This is a genomic window from Lysinibacillus sp. GbtcB16 (assembly GCF_019091145.1).
GTDB classification, from domain to species: domain Bacteria; phylum Bacillota; class Bacilli; order Bacillales_A; family Planococcaceae; genus Lysinibacillus; species Lysinibacillus fusiformis.
The window spans coordinates 173,884-193,452 of the sequence record NZ_JAGXJV010000001.1 but is presented as its reverse complement, the minus strand read 5'-3'; the positions used below and the strand labels follow the sequence as shown (position 1 = coordinate 193,452).

Below are 19,569 nucleotides of genomic sequence, written 5' to 3'. Positions count from 1 at the left end.
GATAGCTTTTGTCCACAGTCTGAGCCTTATACGTTTATATTTCCTTTGCTTAATAAATATTGCGTTGCCAAAATCTTTGTTGTGCGATCGCGCCTACAAATTTTTTAGCAAAATCCTTATTACCAGTCGCTAAAACAATGCCTGGTCCTACATTCGCATTTGACATATTGAAAAACGTTGTACCTGTAACAGCAAACCCAATAGGTTTATAATGGCGATATGCCTCATTAATATAATTCACGATCTGTGTATTAAATTTAGCTTGATTACTTGCCTTTACCCCTACCACATATAACGAGTCAAATAAAACGGCATCGGTTGTAATAAATGTGTCGGTTGCCGTTAATTGAACTCCATTATTCCCTGTCACAACACCTAGTCGATCAGAAATAATGCTATAGCGCACACCTTGCCTTGTTAAATATTTCAATACTTCTCCTACCTCATTGGCATCGAATCCATCACCAATTAAAACACCTACCTTAAGCGTATAAGGCAATTTAATGGTATTGGCTTGACTAAGTGCAGGTGAAGAGGCTGTTACCTTGGACTGTTCCCCAGTAGGAGGGTTGACACCAACATTTTCAGCAACAGTTGTAGCCATTGCTTTATCCACACGAACAAACATATCCACAACTTGTTGTCGCACCGATTTACTTTTTACTTTTCCAACTTCAAAGCTAAAAGCATCTATAATATGCTGTTTTTCAGGTGGGGACATACTGTTCCAAAAAAGCCTAGCTTGCGAAAAGTGATCGTCAAAGGATTTACTACGTGCTCTAGTGATTCGCCCTTCAACCTTTTCTTCATAATGAACGTATCCCCCTTCCCTTGCAGTAGATGTTGCAGGCGTATTATTGGCCAATGAATTTTTATGATAGCTTACTCTCCCTAGATTAATTGCCTGTCGACTAAACCCATTACGTTGATTATTATGCACAGGACAAAGAGGGCGATTAATAGGGATTTCCGCAAAGTTTGGTCCCCCGAGACGAATTAACTGTGTATCTAAATAGGAGAAGAGTCGACCTTGTAACAGTGGATCATTAGTAAAATCAATGCCTGGTACAACATTCCCTGGGTGGAAGGCAACTTGCTCCGTTTCAGCAAATACATTATCCACATTACGATTTAAGGTCATTTTTCCAATTTTCTTTACGGGTATTAGTTCTTCTGGCCAAAGCTTAGTGGCATCTAAAATATCAAAATCGAATTTAAATTCGTCTTCTGGTTCAAGTATTTGCACCCCTAACTCAAACTCTGGATAATCTCCAATTTCGATGGCCTCCCATAAATCCCGTCGCTGAAAATCTGTGTCTTTCCCTGCAATTATCTGTGCTTCATCCCAAACTAGTGAATGCACACCTAGTACAGGCTTCCAATGAAACTTCACAAATCTCGATCGTCCTCTGTCATTAACAAAACGGAATGTATGCACCCCGAAACCTTCCATCATACGGAAGCTTCTAGGTATTGTTCGATCAGACATATGCCACATAATCATATGTGCTATCTCCTGATTGTTCGCAACGAAATCCCAAAACGTATCATGGGCAGAGGCTGCTTGAGGCATCTCATTATGTGGCTCTGGCTTTACAGCATGAATTAAATCTGGAAACTTAATAGCATCCTGAATAAAAAAGACTGGAATATTATTGCCTACTAAATCATAATTTCCTTCATCCGTGTAAAATTTAGTTGCAAACCCCCGTACATCACGAGCTGTGTCCATCGAGCCTAAACTACCTACCACTGTCGAAAATCTAACAAACACTGGTGTTTTCTTTTTCGGGTCTTGCAAAAATTTCGCCTTCGTATACTCTCTCATTGACTCATATAATTCGAATTCACCATGCGCCGCAAAACCTCTGGCATGCACAACTCTTTCTGGAATTCGTTCGTGGTCAAAATGTGTAATTTTTTCTCGAAGGTGAAAATCCTCCATAATTGTCGGACCACGGACTCCTGCTTTTAAGGAATCCTCATCATTCGACACTCTAAGACCCTGATTCGTAGTCATTTTTGTGCCTTCATTCTCAACACGAAATGGCTCCAGTTGCTGATCCTTGGCATTATCCTCTATATTTTTGCGTTGATTCGAATTTGGCTTATCCACGCAATCCCCTTTCATACTATTACTGATTTCGCTCAATAGACACTATATGTTAGTTTGGAATAAACATGCATTTATTTAACAATCTATCTCCGCTAAAGTAAAAATACGCTCCCTATTAACATAAAGAACCTACCAATTTTAAAATATGTATCGTATCATTTCATGTATGTTACAGTAGGGGTTGTCACGGCTCTCCGTACTACGAAGAGCCATCATGTCCGTACAATTTTTAATCGCTACCTCATGTCGTAATGCAATAGGGGCAATAATAGACTCATCAGCCTTATGACGGAAATATCGACTCACGCCAAGATGTTGTTCCATTTTGTCATTTAAGACAGCTCGTGGATATTTTTCCGAGCTTTCCACCTCTTCAAAATGCAAAAGTAACCACAATTCAAAAGCTTCATTTGAATAAGCAATATGAATCCCTTTTTCCCCACAAAATTGATTTACTTCCTCCAATTGATTTTCTGTTAAATCATCCTTATCAAAAACAATCCACACCTCGTCAAAATATTGATAACTTGAATCCCGATAAGCATGTTGAGCAAGCTTAATTGCAGAACGTTTAACGTTTTTTATTTTCACACTCACCATTTTAGAGCGCTTCAAAATACGTAGCTGCTCAAAATAAATACGTTCCGTTTCACCTTCACAATAAATTAAAATAGTTTTCCGCAGTGTTCGGTTTCCTTGTTGACGTACTCTCACTGCTCAGATACCTCCGCTTCATCTAAATATTGTCCAGATAAATATTCATTAATAACGGGTGTTGCGCCAAATTCTCCTTTTAAATAACGTTTTGCATATGAAAGGTCGCCACGCTTTTTTTGCAGGTCTGCAAAATCAAATAAAGAATAAAGCTCGGATTCATTTTTATAGGTTTTATTAACAAACCAAATTTGATCGGACCGCAATGGCTGATCCAATAATTCTATTTCATGACTCGTCACGACAAATTGATTACTCGTATTGCGTTTACTATTCATGATTGCCATTAGAAATTCACAAATTGACACATGAAAAGCTGTATCAAATTCATCAATAAAAATAGTTTTTCCTTTATTATAAGCATCTACCAACACACAAGCTAAATGCAACATGCGCACAGTACCTTTTGAATCCATCGTCCAATTGATCGTCTCTGTCCCGATGGGGGCACCTGCTTCATCGAATGATAAATAATGCAGATCGATATCAACTTCTTGAATGATCTCAGGGGTGTCAAATTCGTAGCCAATGGTATTTTTTTCTCTGCGTTCCACACGTCTTGCTGTGACATCTTGAATCGAAAAATCAGCAATTTTAAGAAGTTTGATGACCTCTTTTTTAAAAGGCTCTTCTTCAAGTTTACGAATAAGGGGATGACTTGATAACCGATTCGCTTCATCGAGAAACAGGATTTTATGTAAAAACCAATCGAATACCTTTAACGCATCTGAATCATTAAAAACATGGAGCACTGATAAAAAGGCTGTATTATTACGTGTATATTTTGTTAATTCCTGTGCCGTCGAATGAGCCGTGTCATACGAATAGTCCACACCATCCCAACGTCGGACAAAAAGCTCTTCCTTCAAATTATTAGTTGTCTTGTGAAGGCGCTCATATAAAACTAAGGAAGCATTGTACTGAATTTCATAATCATACAAAGCTCCGTCCAAAAATAAGGAAATCATAAATTCTGTTGGTTTGCCCTGCTGACTTCCTAGCTTAAATGGTTGATAAGGTAGACGTAATTGTTTAATATTGTTTAAATTCTCAAAGTTAAAAAGTAAGGAACGCAAAACCTTAATTGAGGTAAAAAGATTAGATTTACCACTTCCATTTGGCCCAAAAATAAATGCACTTTTCACTACACGCAGTGAATCATCCAATTGCATGGTATTGGTATCCTTCCATTTTCTCAGACGACTTCCCGCTACCATTGAAAATAATGTATCCTCTTTATAGCTTAGACAATTGTTTACTCTAAAATCTACAAGCATATGTAAGCCTCCGTCCACATCCATTTCTTTAATGAATTATTATACTATAGACATAGAAAAAGACATATTACACAGTGTAATATGCCAAATTCTCTATATCGTTAAATTTCCGCTAATTTATCAACTTGTAAAGCATTCAGCGTACGTTCAATTCCCTCTGCAAAAGAAATTTTGGGTCTCCAACCAATTGCATTAGCTAATTTGTCATTATTTAAAAATGAATGTTCAATATCTCCTTCTCGCGCGGGGGCATATTGAATTTCAAGTGGATGATTTAAATGCTGAAGTAGCAAAATAACTTGATGAAGTGACCATGCTTCATTTGTGGACACATTATAGATACCCTGCAATCGTGCATGGACACCGGCATAGATGGCGTCTGCAATATCATCGACGTAAATAAAGTCACGTGTCTGTTCACCATCACCATAAATCGTAAAGGGTTTTCCCTCCATACTGCTTTTTAACATGCTTGGGATGACAGCAGCTTCACCTTGCATTTGTTGTCTTGGACCGAAAACATTAGCGAATCTGTAAATAAGAATAGGTAACCGATAATCCTTTTGCCATTTCTCACAATAGGTTTCTCCAATGCTCTTGTTTAATCCATACATAGATATTGGTTCACAGACATCTGTTTCTTCTAGTGGCGGATAGTGACTATTTCCATACACAGCAGCTGAGGAGGCAAAAACAAAATGCTTTACCTTATATTTAGATGATAAAAAGAGCATCTGACTTAGCCCAACAATATTCGTCAAAATATCTTTTACTGGCTCCTGTAAGGATTGTTGAACACTTGTTTGCGCTGCACAATGAATCACCACATCGAAATGTGTCTCTTTAAAAAGGTGCTCACAAACCTCATCCTCCACATTTAAAAGATAAGATTTATGCTCAAAGTCAACATTCCGTAAGTGACCCGTACTTAAATTATCAATAATATAAACCGATGCTCCTTCTTCAAAAAAACGCCTACCTACTGCACTGCCAATAAAACCATAGCCACCTGTCACTAATACATTCATCCTATCGCCCCCAAAAACAATATGATGATTTATATGCAGTATTTGCTAAAAATATGCAAGAAACTTATTTGATGGGATTTTTTTACAAAATATCATTACTAGACTATATGATAAGCACATGCCTATTTAGGGACATAGAAAAAGCATGCTCGAATATTACTTCAAGCATGCAAGGAAAAATCTCTTTATTAAGCTGGGTTAATTTCTAACTCAACTGATACTTTAATATCTTTACCTACAAGAACTCCACCCGTTTCTAAGGCAGCATTCCAAGTTAAACCAAAGTCTTCACGATTGATCGTTGTTTCAGCTTCAAAACCATATACTTCTTGCCCCCATGGATTTGTGCCTTTGCCGTTAAACTCCGTATCAAATGTTACTGATTTTGTTACACCTTTAATTGTTAAGTCACCAGTTACTGAATATTCATCGCTAGATTTTTTTGTAATATTTGTTGATTTAAACGTAATTGTTGGATATTGTTCAGCATCAAAGAAATCTGCTGCTTTTAAATGATTATCGCGATCTTCACTACGTGTATTAATGCTTGCTGGATCAATTGTAAAGCTGATGTTAGCAGTAGTTAAGTCTGCAAGATCTGCCGCCTCAATGTCCGCTGTGTATTTGTCAAATACCCCTTTCACCTTTGATACCATCATGTGTTTTACTTGAAAGTTAATTGCCGAGTGCCCTAAATCAATATTCCATTTTGCCATTTTAAATTTCCTCCAATAAGTTGATTTTATCTCGATTTCGAGATATATTTTAAAATATGAAGCAACTACAGTAATTATGTTACCCAACATTATTTAGGATAAACATTTGTAGTTACTTATCTTTTTTTACTACTTTAGTTATAAAAAGTAATTGATTACTTTATGTAACCTACTATATATTAATAATTTAATTACGTCAAGTAATTAAATTATTTTTTTATTAAATGTTCATGTTGAAAACTGAGATATCCCATTCCTCTGAATATATATACGTTTATCCATAGCCTAGGTAGCATAAAAAACATGATGGTAAAGAGACTTTTACAGATACTTAAAATAGTAGTTTGTTGTATAATTCTGCGAAGAACACTTGGGAGGTATAACATATGAAAATCAATCGAATGGATCATGTAAGTATAAACGTAAATGATCTTTCAGAGGCTAAAGCATTTTTTCTTGAGTTAGGACTTGAAGTAAAAGCAGAATGGGAGTTGGAAGGAGAACAATTAAGCCGAATAGTTGGGCTTAATCATGCTAAAACGGCATGTGTAGGTTTGGGGATGCCTGATGGTCAGACATGGATAGAGCTAGTGAAATTTTATTCGCCATCAGATGACAAAGATATTCAGCAACCTTTTGCCAATACGCTAGGAATCCGACATATTTGCTTTAATGTTGAAGATATTGAAGGTATTATAGCTAAATTGAAAAAAGGGGGTACAGAAATTTTTAGTGAGATACAGCAATATGAAGATAGTTATAAATTATGTTACGTTCGTGGTCCAGAGGGAATTATTTTAGAGCTGGGAGAGAAAATCAAATAAAAAGAAACTGAAATAATGTAGCATTTAAACGGAGATAACTGCTTATGGAGAGTAGTCATTGTGGCTAAAAAAAAAAATGGAGAACCTTGACAATAATGGTTCTCCTCATAAAAGGGTGTCGAACTTTTCAGACTTCCCTACTATATCTTATTCTCCACGTTTTACTAATTTACCCTGCACAACAAAGCGATGATCGTCACTCATCACTGAATCCTTACAAGTAGACAATGTCAGGATTTTATCATTGGGACTTATAGCGACATTCATTTGTATGGATGAGCGCTTCTGAATGTCCTCTAGAAATTGCTGATAAGCTCCGTCACTTGTAAAGTCCGTTTCAATATAGTAGAAATCAATAGTTGTCTCATATGCAGCAAATACCTCGATATCATACCCTTCATATAAGGTATCTAAATAAATAATGGGATGGTCATCCGCGTAGTCTTGCTTTAAATAATTTTTTAGACTACCAAACATCGTATTGTTTTTCATAGCATGACCATATAAAATTGTATTTCGATTCATAGAAAGAATATTATTCCGAAAATCCATAAAGACACTGCCTGCGCGACTTTCCTCGTTTCTAAAATTATGAACTAAATAAAACTCATTATTGTCAGCTTGTAGTACTGGATTATTTAACTTTGTTCCATCCACTGAAATCCATCCCACAATTTGACGGTTCATTGCTAATAAATCTTGGAATTGAGGCCTTATCGTTGAAGGAGCTTGAGTTTCTTCCTCTAGATTTACAGGCTGATCCTCAATAGTGCTTAATGTAGCTTGATATATATCCTGCACTTCCTTCAGTGATTTTGATGTCTCATAGTACGTATATAGATACTTTGCCAGAGAAAATGCAGAAAATAAAAATATCGCTAAATATAGAAATGTGACTAACTTTGACGCCTTCTTTTTCATCCTATCACCAATCATATCCCTATTGGCATCATATAATAGCCAAGTTGTTTATCTTCATTAAATACCGCATCCACTCCATAAACCTCTTTAATAACATCTTTCGTGATCACATCACGTGGAGCACCTTCTGCGAATAGTTGACCATCCTTCATTAAAATAATATGGTCACTATAGCGAATAGCTTGATTAATATCATGAAGCACCATGATAATCGTTAAGCCGTGCTGCTCGTTTAATGTTTTGACAAGCTCTAATAATTCAAGTTGATAATAAATATCCAAATAGGTTGTCGGCTCGTCCAAGCATAGTATTTCAGATTGTTGTGCCAAAGCCATAGCAATCCAGACACGTTGGCGCTCCCCACCTGATAACGCCTCTAAATTTGTTGTACTCTTTTGTTGTAAATTTGTACAAGCCAGTGCCCATTCAATGGCTTTTGCATCTCCTTCATTGTCTTTTTTCAGCAATGTTTGATAGGGAAGACGACCAAAGCCGACTAATTTTTCAATTGTTAAATCTTTCGGTATATCGTTTTGCTGATACACTATCGCTAGTTTTTTAGCGAATTCCTTAGGCTTATAGTTTAGTAGGTCTTTATTTTCTAACAGGACATTCCCTGATTTAGGTAAATGAAGACGAGAGATAACACTTAATAAAGTTGATTTCCCACAGCCATTCGGGCCAATAATTGTTGTAATTTTGCCCTTTGTAATGGATGTTGAAACGCCATTTAGATGGTTACGTGTATTATCATGCGATACAATGATGTCTTGTATATCCATGTTTGTCACTCTTTTCGTAATAAGAATATGAGGAAGGGTCCACCGATAATTGCCATAATTGTGGACGCTGGAATTTCAAGTGGTGCAACAATTGTCCGTCCAATTGTATCTGCTACTAAAATTAATAATGCTCCTGCCAGTGCTGTAAACGGAATAAGCACAGCATGATCATGACCAACCAATCTGCGAGCAATATGAGGTACTAATAGTCCCACAAATGAAATAACACCTGCAACAACAACTGAAACAGCTGCTAGTAAAACAGCCACGGCAGCAATTAATAACCGTGCTCGCGTAACTTGAAACCCTAAACTTTTAACAGTTTTGTCTTGTAATACGAGTAAATTACACCAACTATATAAAGCAAGAGCACCTATTAATCCGATTGAACCATATGTTACAATTGTGGAAACATCTTTCCATGTTCGCATTGTTAGATTAGAACCAATCACACTAGATGCGGACATATTTAAGGAGCCACCTAAGCTAATCATAGCCTCGGTTAAGCCCGTAAACATAGCGTTAATCGCTATCCCTACTAAAATCAATTTGAGAGGGCTTAAGCCAGATTTCCAAGATAGTGCAAAGACAAGCATACAGGCTAAGGCTCCGCCCATAAATGCTAAAACGGGTGTCATAAAAAATAATGTGGGGAAAAAGGCAACAATAAATAATTGAACAAAAGCTGCACCCGAAGATATTCCGATAATCCCTGCATCTGCCAATGGATTACGCATCACCGATTGTAGAAGCACCCCAGAAACTGAAAGTGCGGCACCTGCAAATAATGCCACGATGATACGTGGGAAGCGTAAATCACGGATCGCCTCCATTTGACTGTTCCCCTCCTCAAATAATGCCCCTATAAACTCAAAAAAGCCCATTTTAATGCTACCTGTTGTGGCTGAATAAATAACTGTCACAAGTAATAGAAAAATTACAAGTAAAAAACTGACGATTCTTTTTGTCATATCGGACTTCCTTTTTCTTTTTTTATGCCATATAGGATAAGAAAAACGCTCTATGACGAGTAAAATACTGATCATACGAGCGACATTCAAGTTACTATTTACGATAGAAAATTTCCATCAGCTGCCCTAAAGCCTGTGGTACCTGCAAGGATGATGTCGTCCCGAATAATTCTTCCTCTAAATCATAGACTTTATCGTTTTTCACTGCTTCGAAATGTTTCCAAATATCATTTGTTTTAAATTCTTCATCAAACATTTTCACAACTTCATCGGGCATGCCATGTGATAAGCGCAAAATAATATCGGGATTGCTATTATGGAGATATTCCGTATTAGAAGATAGATATTCTGCATCCTGTCCTTCCATTACATTGATACCTCCTGCTCGTTTCACAAGATCCCCAGCATACGAATTTTCTGTTGCTACTAAATAACTCCCTGGTATACCTAGTAAAACTAATACGCGAGGACCTTCTTTATTCGCAGCTACACTTTGGACTGCCTCGATATTCTTCTGTAGATCTTTTACTAATGCATCAGCTTGGGATTGACGATCATAGCGTTCTCCTAGAGATGTTATTTCCTTCAGCATGGCATCAACGCTTTGGAAATTAAGAAAATCGACAGGAATATTAAGTTGTTTAAATTTATCCTGTAAATCGTATTCTAAAGTTGAAACGGATAATACTTCTGTCGGATTTAATGACTTAACAATTTCCATATCCGGCTCCATTGCATTACCGATTGTTGGCAGACCGTCAAAACGCTTTGCTAATTGCTTTTCTGTTTCTGGTACAGCAATTGCATCAAGCTCCAGCTTATCTAGGATATCTGCTATAACTACCGTCCCCGCAATGATACGTTGCTCACTATCTTCTGTTACCTGTTCTTTATCAGTAACTGGCTCTTTCTTTTCTGCTTGATCACTGCTACTACATGCAGCGAGAATTAGTGATAGTAATGTCAACAACAGTAACTTCAGTTTCCAATCTTTTTTCATTGTGTCATCCCCCACTTATTTTTGCCCAGTCGTCTCATTTTTGGTTTTTCTAATACGCTTTATAAGTAGCCAGCCTGATACGAGACATATAACGATTAGCCCAATAATTTTTACGATGTTTAACGGTTCAATTAGCTGTTCTGCAGTCGTATTTTTCACTACTTTATTGTCCGTAGTCTCCTCCATCGTTTGGCTATCCTCTAATGTTTCGTCTAAAGTTTCATCAGTTGGTTCATCAAGTGTACGATCAAATGTTAATTTTTCTTCCCTTGGTATAAGCAATAGTGATTGAATAGCTGGTAATGTCTGTGTAACTTTGCTAGATACACTCTCTTTACTTATTTGTGCTTGTGGCTTTTGTACCTGCCCCTTAACCGTTTCCACTGACTTGTCAAGTACAACTTGCGTAGTAGGTTTTTCGTTGATAGGTTTTTGTAAAAGCAATGCGACCTGTTTTTGATTGAATGCTAGCTGAACATAGTATTGATGATAATATGAAATGTCAGGAATATCGATTTTCACCCACATTCGTAACGGCTGTGTTAAGTCCTCAACCTCAAATTCCACTATGCGTACATTATCTAAAAGTGAAACTTGCTTCGGTTCAATCTGATTTCCCTTATAATCTACTTGTAGACCTGTCACCCAAGCTGATTGTAAAATGGTCATTTGCGCATAGTATCTACCATCCTTTTCAATCACCTTTGCGGTTGGATTCACATAGTTATTCATCATAGAAGGTTCATTTTTACCATCCGCTAATAATACATAATCCACTGTCCATTCTTGGCCCTTGGTTTCTTCTACAACTACGTTTTCAGCATCATCCGTCTTGTTTTCTTCCTGAGGAACGGTTGGTATAAGTCCCGCCATCTCAATGCGTAGCTCTTGAGTGAATGCAAAATAAGATTCCTCAGCTGAAAGCTCTATATTGCCCTTTATAACAATCGGGTCCTGTAATGCCGAAACATCAAACTGAACTAAATTTTCTATATCTTGAGTCCAAGAAATTTCATTACCAAGCTGTTCGATATGTATATCACGTACAGAATATGGCTGTTCAAGTGCCAAAGCTAATTGATACTGTCCATCCTTTACGGTGAGAGTTGCTTTATGTTTAAAAAGATTTTCTTCAAAGCCCTCAATAGGAGAAAAACTTAGTTCAACTTGATAACTACCATCTATTATGCCAAGGTTTTCAGCTTTTGCTTGCATAAAAATGGATGGAGGAAAAGCAAGCAATAAAACTGCCAAAATACAAATGTGCCTTTTTATGATTGTCATTGCATATTCTCCTTCCATATTAAACACATAGGAACTTCCTCCCCCATAAAATATGAGAAAGGAAGTTGCAGTAAAAATTCTTATTATTTATTCATGTATTGCAAAGAGCCATTTAAAATTTTCGCCATATGTGAACGTTTTAATGGACTATTTGCATCAATAACTGTTTTACCATCAGCAGTTGGAGAACCAGTCATTACTTTACCTGCATATAGAAGGGCAAAGGCTTTTTTTGCTTCTTCATCTTTCACTTTTGCTCCATCAGCATAGTAAGAAAGACTTGTATCACCAAAGCTCATTTCTTTTCCTGCTACATGTGTTACAGTGCGATAAATCATTACAGCTGCTTGTTGACGAGTAAGTGTATCATTTGGATTGAAGTTTGTAGCTTTTTTAACAATCCCAGCTTCAGCTAATGCATTAATAGCTTGAACAGCTTCTGCACTAAGCTTACCTGTATCTTTAAATCCAGCATCTTTTGTAGAAGTTACGTTCAATGAACGTGCTACCATTAAAGCAAATTGAGAACGTGTAATGTTGTCATTTGGTCTAAAATTGTCTTGTGCCTTCACAATGCCTAAGCTGTAAAGTGATAGGATGGCATCTTTATTCGCATCTTTACTGATGTCCTTAAATGGATTAATAACTGGCTTCACTGCACCTTCCACAGCAAAGCTAAATTGTACTGTATGATTCGAATCATACTTCACACCTTGTGCTGGTTCATTTACAACGATGTGTAATTGAGCATTTACCAGTTTCTTCAAATCTGCAACTTCAAATGAATATGTGCGTGAATTTGTTGTATCATCTTGTTTCACTAAAGTTGCTTCCTTACCCTCTACAGTGAAACCTTTTACATATTGACCTTGAGGGAATGTCATTGTCACAACATTTTTACCGTCTTTTACAGTAATCCCTACTTTTGGTGCGATATACTGTTTCATCATCGACTCTTCTGTTGTACCATCTTTGTAAACAGTGACAGCTACTTCATTCACTTTCACTTCTTCTTTTACTTCTTTCACTGCTTTTAAATCAAAGTCATACCATTTATCCATATTTGCTGACGGAACGACTACATGAATTTTTGCTGATTTAACTTCATCAACAACAACAGGGAAACTGTATGTAATTGTACCATCGCTATTTTTTACTTCTTTAGCATCTACAAATGTATCGCCTTGTTTTGTTTGCAGACCTGCAATCATTGGTGCAGATTTAGCTGTAATTGTTAATTGAGCTTCAAACTTACCGTCTTTTTCAACGATTGTTCCTTGTGGTACTAAATGAGAACTAATTGCAGGCTGTGCTTCTGTCGTACCTGTTTTAAAAATTTGGAAATTAATAACTGAATCTGTTTTAGCAGCTTTCGTTGTTTCTGCTTTCACTTCTGTATTTGTTGTTACTAATTCTGCCGCAGATGCAAAGGAAGGAACTGTAAGAGATGCTGCTAACAATGAAGCTAGTACGATTTTAGTTGCGCGTGATTGACGTTTTTTAGCCATTTTATTGACCCTCCGTTTTTGTTTGTAGTTTTTTTCTATAAAGTAAAAATGCTGACCCCACTAATGCAACGATTAATAGGTAAGGTGTTGCATCATCTGTTTGTGGATTGGGCACTTGACTTTCAGTTGTAGTTGCTGAAGAAGTTGGTTGTGATTTACTGGATTCTGTTTTTTGAGTAGAAACCGTTGCTGAGCTTGCGATTGATGTAGCATCAAATACAAGTGATACACTGTATTCATGATGATAATTGATATCATCAATATCAATTTTCATCGCTGTTACTACAGGTTTTGTTAGATCTTTAACGGTGAATTGTACAGTTCGTGTATCCGCTGCTTGATCTTCACTTACTACAGTTGCTCCACCTGGTGGTTGAAATTTCGTAATCCATGCACTGTTTTTTAATGTAATTTGTACGACTGCAGTGCCATTTTTCACCGTAACTTTCGCAGGTTTTACAAAATAATCATTAGCAATTGATGCGGAATTACTTTCAGGTTTATTGACCTGATATTTTATCGAATGAGTGCCATCAGCTAGTTGAGCAGATGCTTGTGTTAACCCGAAGTTAACGACAAAAATACTAACAAGCATGATCAACATGAGCATTTTCTTCATGTGTTGCACGCCTCCCTTAGTCATAATAAAACATCCTAATTGATAGATTCACTTCCACGAAAGCACTTTCATGTAAACGAAAATAATTCTCAATTACGATTCTACTCCCAAGAATAATCGTTACTCCCAGTCAATGTCAACCGTTAATCCAAATTCGTCCTCAATATGTCAAATTTTCCTCCTAATAAAAAGAATATCACCAAAATTTGGTGATATTCTAGCTCTTAATTTATTTAGCAAAAATCTCTAAAATACCGATCAACAATAATAGCCATCCTGATATGGCTGTTGAATGCCTCCCAATAAACGTTTTGGAGAGCAATGCGCCACATTGACTGCCTACCCCCACCGTAACAAATGAGAAGACACCAATGGAAATTACTGTCCATATTGCAGAAATGCCATTAGCACCAATGGCAATACCACCTGCTAAGCAATTAGCTGACAATACAAATCCGAGTGCCATTGCCTCTCGAGTTGAGATGACTAAATTTTTATCTTCATCAAAAAGCTCAGGGTTACCTGCTATGCGTTGATTAGAAAAGTTATTGGACATCAAGGTCCATATACCAATAACACATAATAGTAAACTTCCTAATAAATTGGCAGTATGCGGTGAAATATATTCAACAACAGTGCTGCCAGCTGTTACTGCGACATATGTGACAATCATTGACATGCCAGCAATCACTGCATTCGATAAAATAGGAATTTTAACTTGCTTGACACCATAGGCTAGGCCAATCCCCAAATTATCTAGATTTGCAGCAATTCCTATTAGAATAATAGTAATCCAGTGCACACTAAGCCTCCTCAAAACCCAGTATCCATTTTCACCTATCATATGTAATCGTGTTAAAAATCTATGGGCATTTTAGAACCCTATTCAGAACCTTTTCCGTAATGAATCCTCCATTTTATTGCATGCGTTACATGAATCATCAATTTGACAAAAGTAACAACTTCTATATAAAATTAAGTTGTTACTTGTTAATATTTATTAATTTTCACTAGGATGTAAGTAATTATTGAAAGGGGAATTTGATGAGATATTTAAAAATATGGAAGATAGGATTTGCTTTATCATGCCTACTACTATTAGCTGCATGTGGTTCTGCTGATGCGGGTACAAAAGATAAAAAAGAAATTAACTTGGCGTATGTGGAATGGGATACAGAGGTTGCTTCTACCCATGTTATAGGACAAGTTTTAGAGAATTTGGGATATGATGTGACGCTCACACCATTAGACAATGGCATTATGTGGGAGGCACTTGCGAACGGTGAGGTTGACGGTATGGTATCTGCCTGGTTACCCCAAACACACGCTCCGCAAGTAGAGAAATACAAAGATAAAATTGAGAATTTAGGCGAAAACCTTACTGGTGCTAAAATTGGCTTAGTCGTTCCAAGTTATATGGACGTTAATTCCATTGAAGACTTAACAAATCAAGCCAATAAAACAATTACAGGTATTGAACCAGGGGCTAATATGATGGCCACAACAGAAAATGCCTATAAGGAATATCATAATCTAGAGGGCTGGAATGTACTAACCTCTTCTGCCGGTGCCATGACCGCAGCCCTTAGTCAAGCCATTTCAAATCATGAAGAAATCATCATTACAGGTTGGTCACCCCACTGGATCTTTAATGCCTACGATTTAAAATATTTAGAAGACCCAAAAGGTTTATATGGTACGGAAGAATATATTGGTACATTTGCCCGTAAAGGATTAAAGGAAGATGCTTCCGAGGCATATGATGTCCTAAATCGTTTCCATTGGACTGCCGAAGATATTGAAAGTGTGATGTTTGATATTATGGAAGGTATGAGTGCCACGGACGCTGCAAAAAAATGGATTAACAATAATCAAGATAAAGTAGCTGAGTGGACAAAAGATGTAAAGACACCATAATTGAAAGATTCATTTACTAGCGATTAGTAAATGGATCTTTTTCATTAACCTTCAAACTGGAAGCCTCCTTTTAGAAGTGATCATCTTGAGGCTAGTTTTTAATTTTGCACCATGCGTTTTTCGCTCAAGATACTCCATCACTGTATAACTCAACAAACTGGTCCTAAATCCAATAACTAATAGCCCTCAACAATAAATAGCGAATTATGGTAAGTTGATTGGAACGAAGGCTGCAACGACTCCTATTGGAAAACACAACTAAAAATTATTAGAGTTTGTTAGATATTTTTTACTTCGTTCAAACATTATTGGGATTCATCAATAATGTTAACTATTTTTGCTCGTTTTTCACCATGTGACTCGAATGAAAAACTTTCTTTTCACTCATATGGGCCTCCTCGAATTATTATCTTCATATCTGTGAATTTACTTATATTTCTTAACTTTTTTAACCTCAACATTTATTATTACTAGTAATGATAGAAAATTTTTAAGCATGTTTTTGATCATCATCTTTTATGAGCTTTTTCCCGCACAACCTGTCAGTTACATCTTTTACTATAATATCGAAAGAAAAGGAGTCTTTCATGAACTTACATCTCAAAGCATTGTTTCCTTCCTATCGTTATTTTCGTTCAAAGCCAACTCAACTATCCTATGATTCTCATATTTTTTATCATCACGAAACTAAGGAATGGTTTTCTATTTCCAAGCATGAGGTTTCACAGCGGGACTACGAATGGTTGACGGTTTTTTATACTGAAGTTACCTCTCCGCTAGTTCAGGCATCAGATTTATGGTATGAATTTATTTATTCAAATGGTGACATACCATCCAAGTTAACGTTTAACAAAGCACGGGTTATTCAAATAACGTTTATTAACGAAAACCCTCCTTTAGAAGCTTTAAAAGAAGCGCTTTATAATTTTTTTCAGGAGGATACGGTATTCCTTCAAGTTGCTAAAAATCAATTTTTACTTATTGAGCCTGAAAAGCATTCAATATGTGAAAAGGAAGATTTTATTGCCCTTATCCGTACGATTGAAGCCGATTTTTATGTTCGTATTCACTTATATTTGGGAGAATTTTATGCAATCAATCAAGATTTTTCCGTTAAATTCCAAAGGGAAGCACAATGGTTCAAGGAATGCTTACATTTAAGATTTGCTGAACCTTATTATTCATTTCAAACGATATTCCCTATTTTACTAACCGAACAATTGCCCACTTCGATTCTTACATTTATCGAGGAGCAAATTATTATACCTTTAAAATCTGACAAGGAATTACTGGAAACGGTTAAAACCTTTTGTGAATATGGTTTCAATATTTCTTTGACATCAAAAAAATTACATATGCATCGCAATACGCTTACCTATCGATTATCCAAGTTTCAAGAAATTACCAATATTCATATCAAAAATTTAGATGGTGTTATTCTTGTTTACTTTGCTAGTTATCTTTGGTCATTTTTACAACATGCACAAAAATAATTAACTGAAAATTATGCACATTAGACATTTGTTTTCTTCATTACTTTATTTACACTGAATAAAAGGACAAAGGGGATTAAACATGGAGAAAATTGTACTTAATCATATTTATAAAATATATGATGGCGGTGTAACAGCTGTATCTGATTTTAATTTAACTGTTCAGGATCAAGAGTTTATTGTACTTGTTGGTCCTTCAGGTTGTGGAAAATCAACAACATTACGTATGATCGCTGGGTTAGAGGAAATTTCGGAAGGTGATTTTTTAATTGATAACAAGAAAATGAATGATGTGCCATCTAAGGAACGTGATATTGCGATGGTTTTTCAAAACTATGCTCTCTATCCACATATGACGGTTTATGACAACATGGCATTTGGCTTAAAGCTCCGTAAGTTTTCAAAACAACAAATTCAAGAACGTGTCCACAATGCAGCAGCCATACTTGATTTAGAAAAGTATTTAGATCGTAAGCCTAAAGCTTTATCAGGTGGTCAGAGACAACGCGTTGCCCTTGGTCGAGCAATCGTCCGAGATGCAAATATTTTCTTAATGGACGAACCATTGTCCAATTTAGATGCAAAACTACGCGTGCAAATGCGTGCAGAAATTACTAAGCTCCATCGACGATTAAAAACAACGACAATCTACGTAACACATGACCAAACTGAAGCCATGACAATGGCAACACGTCTTGTCGTCATGAAAGACGGTATTGTTCAACAAGTCGGTACTCCTGAAGAAGTATACAGTTTACCTGAAAATAAATTCGTTGGTGGTTTTATAGGCTCACCATCGATGAACTTTTTTAAAGGGATTTTCCATGAAGAAGGGATTCAAATTGGACCTATTTCACTAACCATTCCTGCAGAAAAATCCAAATTATTATTAGAAAAAGGTTATTTACAAAAAGAGCTGATCTTGGGCATTCGTCCTGAACATATTTATGAAAATTCTTCTGTCCATTCAGAGCCGTTCCTCTCAGCTATTGAAACAGATATCGATGTATCCGAATTAACAGGGGCTGAGCTGATGTTACATGCACAGTTAAATGGACAGCCTTATATCGCACGTGTAAACTCTGATACTAGAATAACTCAGGGTCAGGTAGCAAACCTACTATTTGATATGTCCCGGGCTCATTTCTTTGACTTAGAATCAGAACAGCGTATTCGGTAGGGTAAAAGCTTTATTGAAAGGGATTCAGATAACAAGTCTGTTTCCCTTTTACAGTTCAACATTTGTTTCTTTGCTATTTCGGTTCCATTTTAGAAGGCGATTAGTCTTTTTTCATTGGAACAACCACATTTGGTATTTCCTAACAGTTCACCATCCTCCGCTACCTTACGTCCATCAAGAAGTTGACGAAAAAAACCCAATTTCTCAATATAAGCAATATTAAGAAGTTGGGTCTTTGTATGCAATTATTATCGATGTAATTTTCCATTTTCCTCATCATGCCACTGTTTTTGATTACTTCAATGCTGCCCCATACAGTCCCGTCTCACCTTTATGAATACTACTCTCTATAATTTGCTCTTTCCCTTCAAAAGGAGTATTCAACAGGCGCTGCTGAATTACGTTTTTAATCAGTTTAATGATTTTCGGCTGATGATTAAAAAAGCCTCCGCCTAATACTATGCAGTGTGGATCAAGCATTAAAATCATTTGATGTAACTGTTTTTCCATGCAATAAATGATTTGCTGCAATACTTTCTCCATAATAGGGTCACCCTTGTAATAGAGCTCCATCATATCTTTTAATCGGATATTTGAATTTCCCAGTAATGTTCTTCCAAGCTTTTCTATAGCTGGCCCTGCGACACTTTCTTCTAAAGTTTCACCAGCTTGACCGACAATATTAAAACCTATTTCACCAGCTAATCCTGTTCCTCGTAAAAACTCACCATTGACAATGGTACAACAGGATATCCCTGTACTTAATGTTATATATACCATCGTTTCCTTCCGAAATCCTCTAGCATTATACTCTCCCCAAGTAGCCATATGCACATCGTTATCCATCATAATCTGTGCATGAGGAAAAAATTCAGTTAATCGTTCACAAATTGGAAAGTTACTCCACGGTATATTATTTTGGTAGACGGCTAGACCTTTTTGAACATCAACAATCCCAGGTACACCAATACATACCTTAGAAACTTCATTAAAAGAGAGCTTCTTCTCCATACAGAGTATTTCAAAGCTATCAATTAAACAATGGAATAAAGCTTCTCTTGTGGAAATATCACTTGGAACCTCTCTTTTAATTAAAATCTGCTGATATTGGTTGAATAAAGCCGTGGCTAATTTTGTTCCACCAACATCTGCTACTAAAATATGACTCATCTTTACATCACCAGTTCTCCCCACAGGATTTACTTAAATTCAAAATTAT

Annotated in this window: 18 protein-coding genes; 4 read left to right on the top strand and 14 right to left on the bottom strand. The window is 36.5% G+C overall.

From position 1 onward, the window contains the following. Window positions 1-49: 49 nt before the first annotated feature. The 5 genes from KVT27_RS00995 to KVT27_RS00975 all read right to left on the bottom strand — a co-directional run bounded on the left by KVT27_RS00995 (window position 50) and on the right by KVT27_RS00975 (window position 5,851). Entirely contained in the window at window positions 50-2,131 is a 2,082-nt protein-coding gene (locus KVT27_RS00995) for a catalase (protein WP_036147247.1), read from the bottom strand. A 123-nt stretch (window positions 2,132-2,254) separates the two neighbouring features. Next, a complete protein-coding gene (locus KVT27_RS00990; RefSeq protein ID WP_036123481.1) occupies window positions 2,255-2,830 on the bottom strand; it encodes an RloB family protein in 576 nt (191 codons plus the stop codon). Next, window positions 2,827-4,107, bottom strand: coding sequence for an AAA family ATPase (locus KVT27_RS00985; RefSeq protein ID WP_254636030.1), 1,281 nt, complete (start codon window positions 4,105-4,107; stop codon window positions 2,827-2,829). Before KVT27_RS00985 ends, KVT27_RS00990 begins: the two co-directional genes overlap by 4 nt. Window positions 4,108-4,208: 101 nt before the next feature. Beyond that, window positions 4,209-5,135, bottom strand: a complete 927-nt coding sequence (locus KVT27_RS00980; RefSeq protein WP_008174188.1) for an NAD-dependent epimerase/dehydratase family protein — start codon at window positions 5,133-5,135, stop codon at window positions 4,209-4,211. A gap of 188 nt (window positions 5,136-5,323) precedes the next feature. Next, window positions 5,324-5,851: a YceI family protein gene (locus KVT27_RS00975; protein WP_036123473.1), complete on the bottom strand. Its 528-nt coding sequence runs from the start codon at window positions 5,849-5,851 to the stop codon at window positions 5,324-5,326. A gap of 386 nt (window positions 5,852-6,237) precedes the next feature. On the opposite strand from KVT27_RS00975, the gene KVT27_RS00970 reads away from it, so the two are divergent. Beyond that, window positions 6,238-6,675 carry a VOC family protein gene (locus KVT27_RS00970; RefSeq protein WP_036123470.1) on the top strand — a complete coding sequence of 146 codons (438 nt, stop codon included), beginning with the start codon at window positions 6,238-6,240 and terminating at the stop codon, window positions 6,673-6,675. Window positions 6,676-6,822: 147 nt separating this feature from the next. Here the strand turns inward: KVT27_RS00970 and srtB are convergent, their stop codons facing one another. From srtB to KVT27_RS00930, 8 genes are all read right to left on the bottom strand, one after another. After that, the gene (gene srtB, locus KVT27_RS00965) at window positions 6,823-7,596 is read right to left on the bottom strand and encodes a class B sortase (RefSeq protein ID WP_254636029.1); all 774 of its coding nucleotides are present in this window, start codon (window positions 7,594-7,596) and stop codon (window positions 6,823-6,825) included. A gap of 11 nt (window positions 7,597-7,607) precedes the next feature. Beyond that, window positions 7,608-8,378, bottom strand: coding sequence for an ABC transporter ATP-binding protein (locus tag KVT27_RS00960; protein ID WP_036123466.1), 771 nt, complete (start codon window positions 8,376-8,378; stop codon window positions 7,608-7,610). Window positions 8,379-8,383: 5 nt separating this feature from the next. Continuing rightward, window positions 8,384-9,349 (bottom strand): FecCD family ABC transporter permease, encoded by a 966-nt coding sequence (locus KVT27_RS00955; RefSeq protein WP_217580501.1) that lies wholly within the window; start codon window positions 9,347-9,349, stop codon window positions 8,384-8,386. A gap of 94 nt (window positions 9,350-9,443) precedes the next feature. Continuing rightward, the gene (gene isdE, locus KVT27_RS00950) at window positions 9,444-10,349 is read right to left on the bottom strand and encodes a heme ABC transporter substrate-binding protein IsdE (protein WP_036123462.1); all 906 of its coding nucleotides are present in this window, start codon (window positions 10,347-10,349) and stop codon (window positions 9,444-9,446) included. Between the two features lie 15 nt (window positions 10,350-10,364). Next, window positions 10,365-11,633: an NEAT domain-containing protein gene (locus KVT27_RS00945; protein ID WP_254636028.1), complete on the bottom strand. Its 1,269-nt coding sequence runs from the start codon at window positions 11,631-11,633 to the stop codon at window positions 10,365-10,367. 83 nt (window positions 11,634-11,716) lie between these two features. Beyond that, window positions 11,717-13,141, bottom strand: a complete 1,425-nt coding sequence (locus KVT27_RS00940) for an NEAT domain-containing protein (RefSeq protein ID WP_036147238.1) — start codon at window positions 13,139-13,141, stop codon at window positions 11,717-11,719. Window position 13,142: 1 nt separating this feature from the next. Continuing rightward, window positions 13,143-13,760 (bottom strand): heme uptake protein IsdC, encoded by a 618-nt coding sequence (isdC, locus tag KVT27_RS00935; RefSeq protein ID WP_235213784.1) that lies wholly within the window; start codon window positions 13,758-13,760, stop codon window positions 13,143-13,145. Between the two features lie 229 nt (window positions 13,761-13,989). Next, window positions 13,990-14,562, bottom strand: coding sequence for a manganese efflux pump (locus KVT27_RS00930; protein WP_036147235.1), 573 nt, complete (start codon window positions 14,560-14,562; stop codon window positions 13,990-13,992). Between the two features lie 242 nt (window positions 14,563-14,804). On the opposite strand from KVT27_RS00930, the gene KVT27_RS00925 reads away from it, so the two are divergent. The 3 genes from KVT27_RS00925 to KVT27_RS00915 all read left to right on the top strand — a co-directional run bounded on the left by KVT27_RS00925 (window position 14,805) and on the right by KVT27_RS00915 (window position 18,350). Beyond that, window positions 14,805-15,677, top strand: coding sequence for a glycine betaine ABC transporter substrate-binding protein (locus KVT27_RS00925; RefSeq protein ID WP_217580499.1), 873 nt, complete (start codon window positions 14,805-14,807; stop codon window positions 15,675-15,677). A 587-nt stretch (window positions 15,678-16,264) separates the two neighbouring features. Further along, window positions 16,265-17,170, top strand: coding sequence for a PucR family transcriptional regulator (locus tag KVT27_RS00920; protein ID WP_217580497.1), 906 nt, complete (start codon window positions 16,265-16,267; stop codon window positions 17,168-17,170). 82 nt (window positions 17,171-17,252) lie between these two features. After that, window positions 17,253-18,350: an ABC transporter ATP-binding protein gene (locus tag KVT27_RS00915; RefSeq protein ID WP_217580495.1), complete on the top strand. Its 1,098-nt coding sequence runs from the start codon at window positions 17,253-17,255 to the stop codon at window positions 18,348-18,350. Between the two features lie 294 nt (window positions 18,351-18,644). On the opposite strand, the gene KVT27_RS00910 is transcribed toward KVT27_RS00915, so the two are convergent. Continuing rightward, on the bottom strand, window positions 18,645-19,520 hold the full coding sequence (locus tag KVT27_RS00910) for an ROK family protein (protein WP_036123449.1): 876 nt from the start codon (window positions 19,518-19,520) through the stop codon (window positions 18,645-18,647). Window positions 19,521-19,569 lie beyond the last annotated feature (49 nt).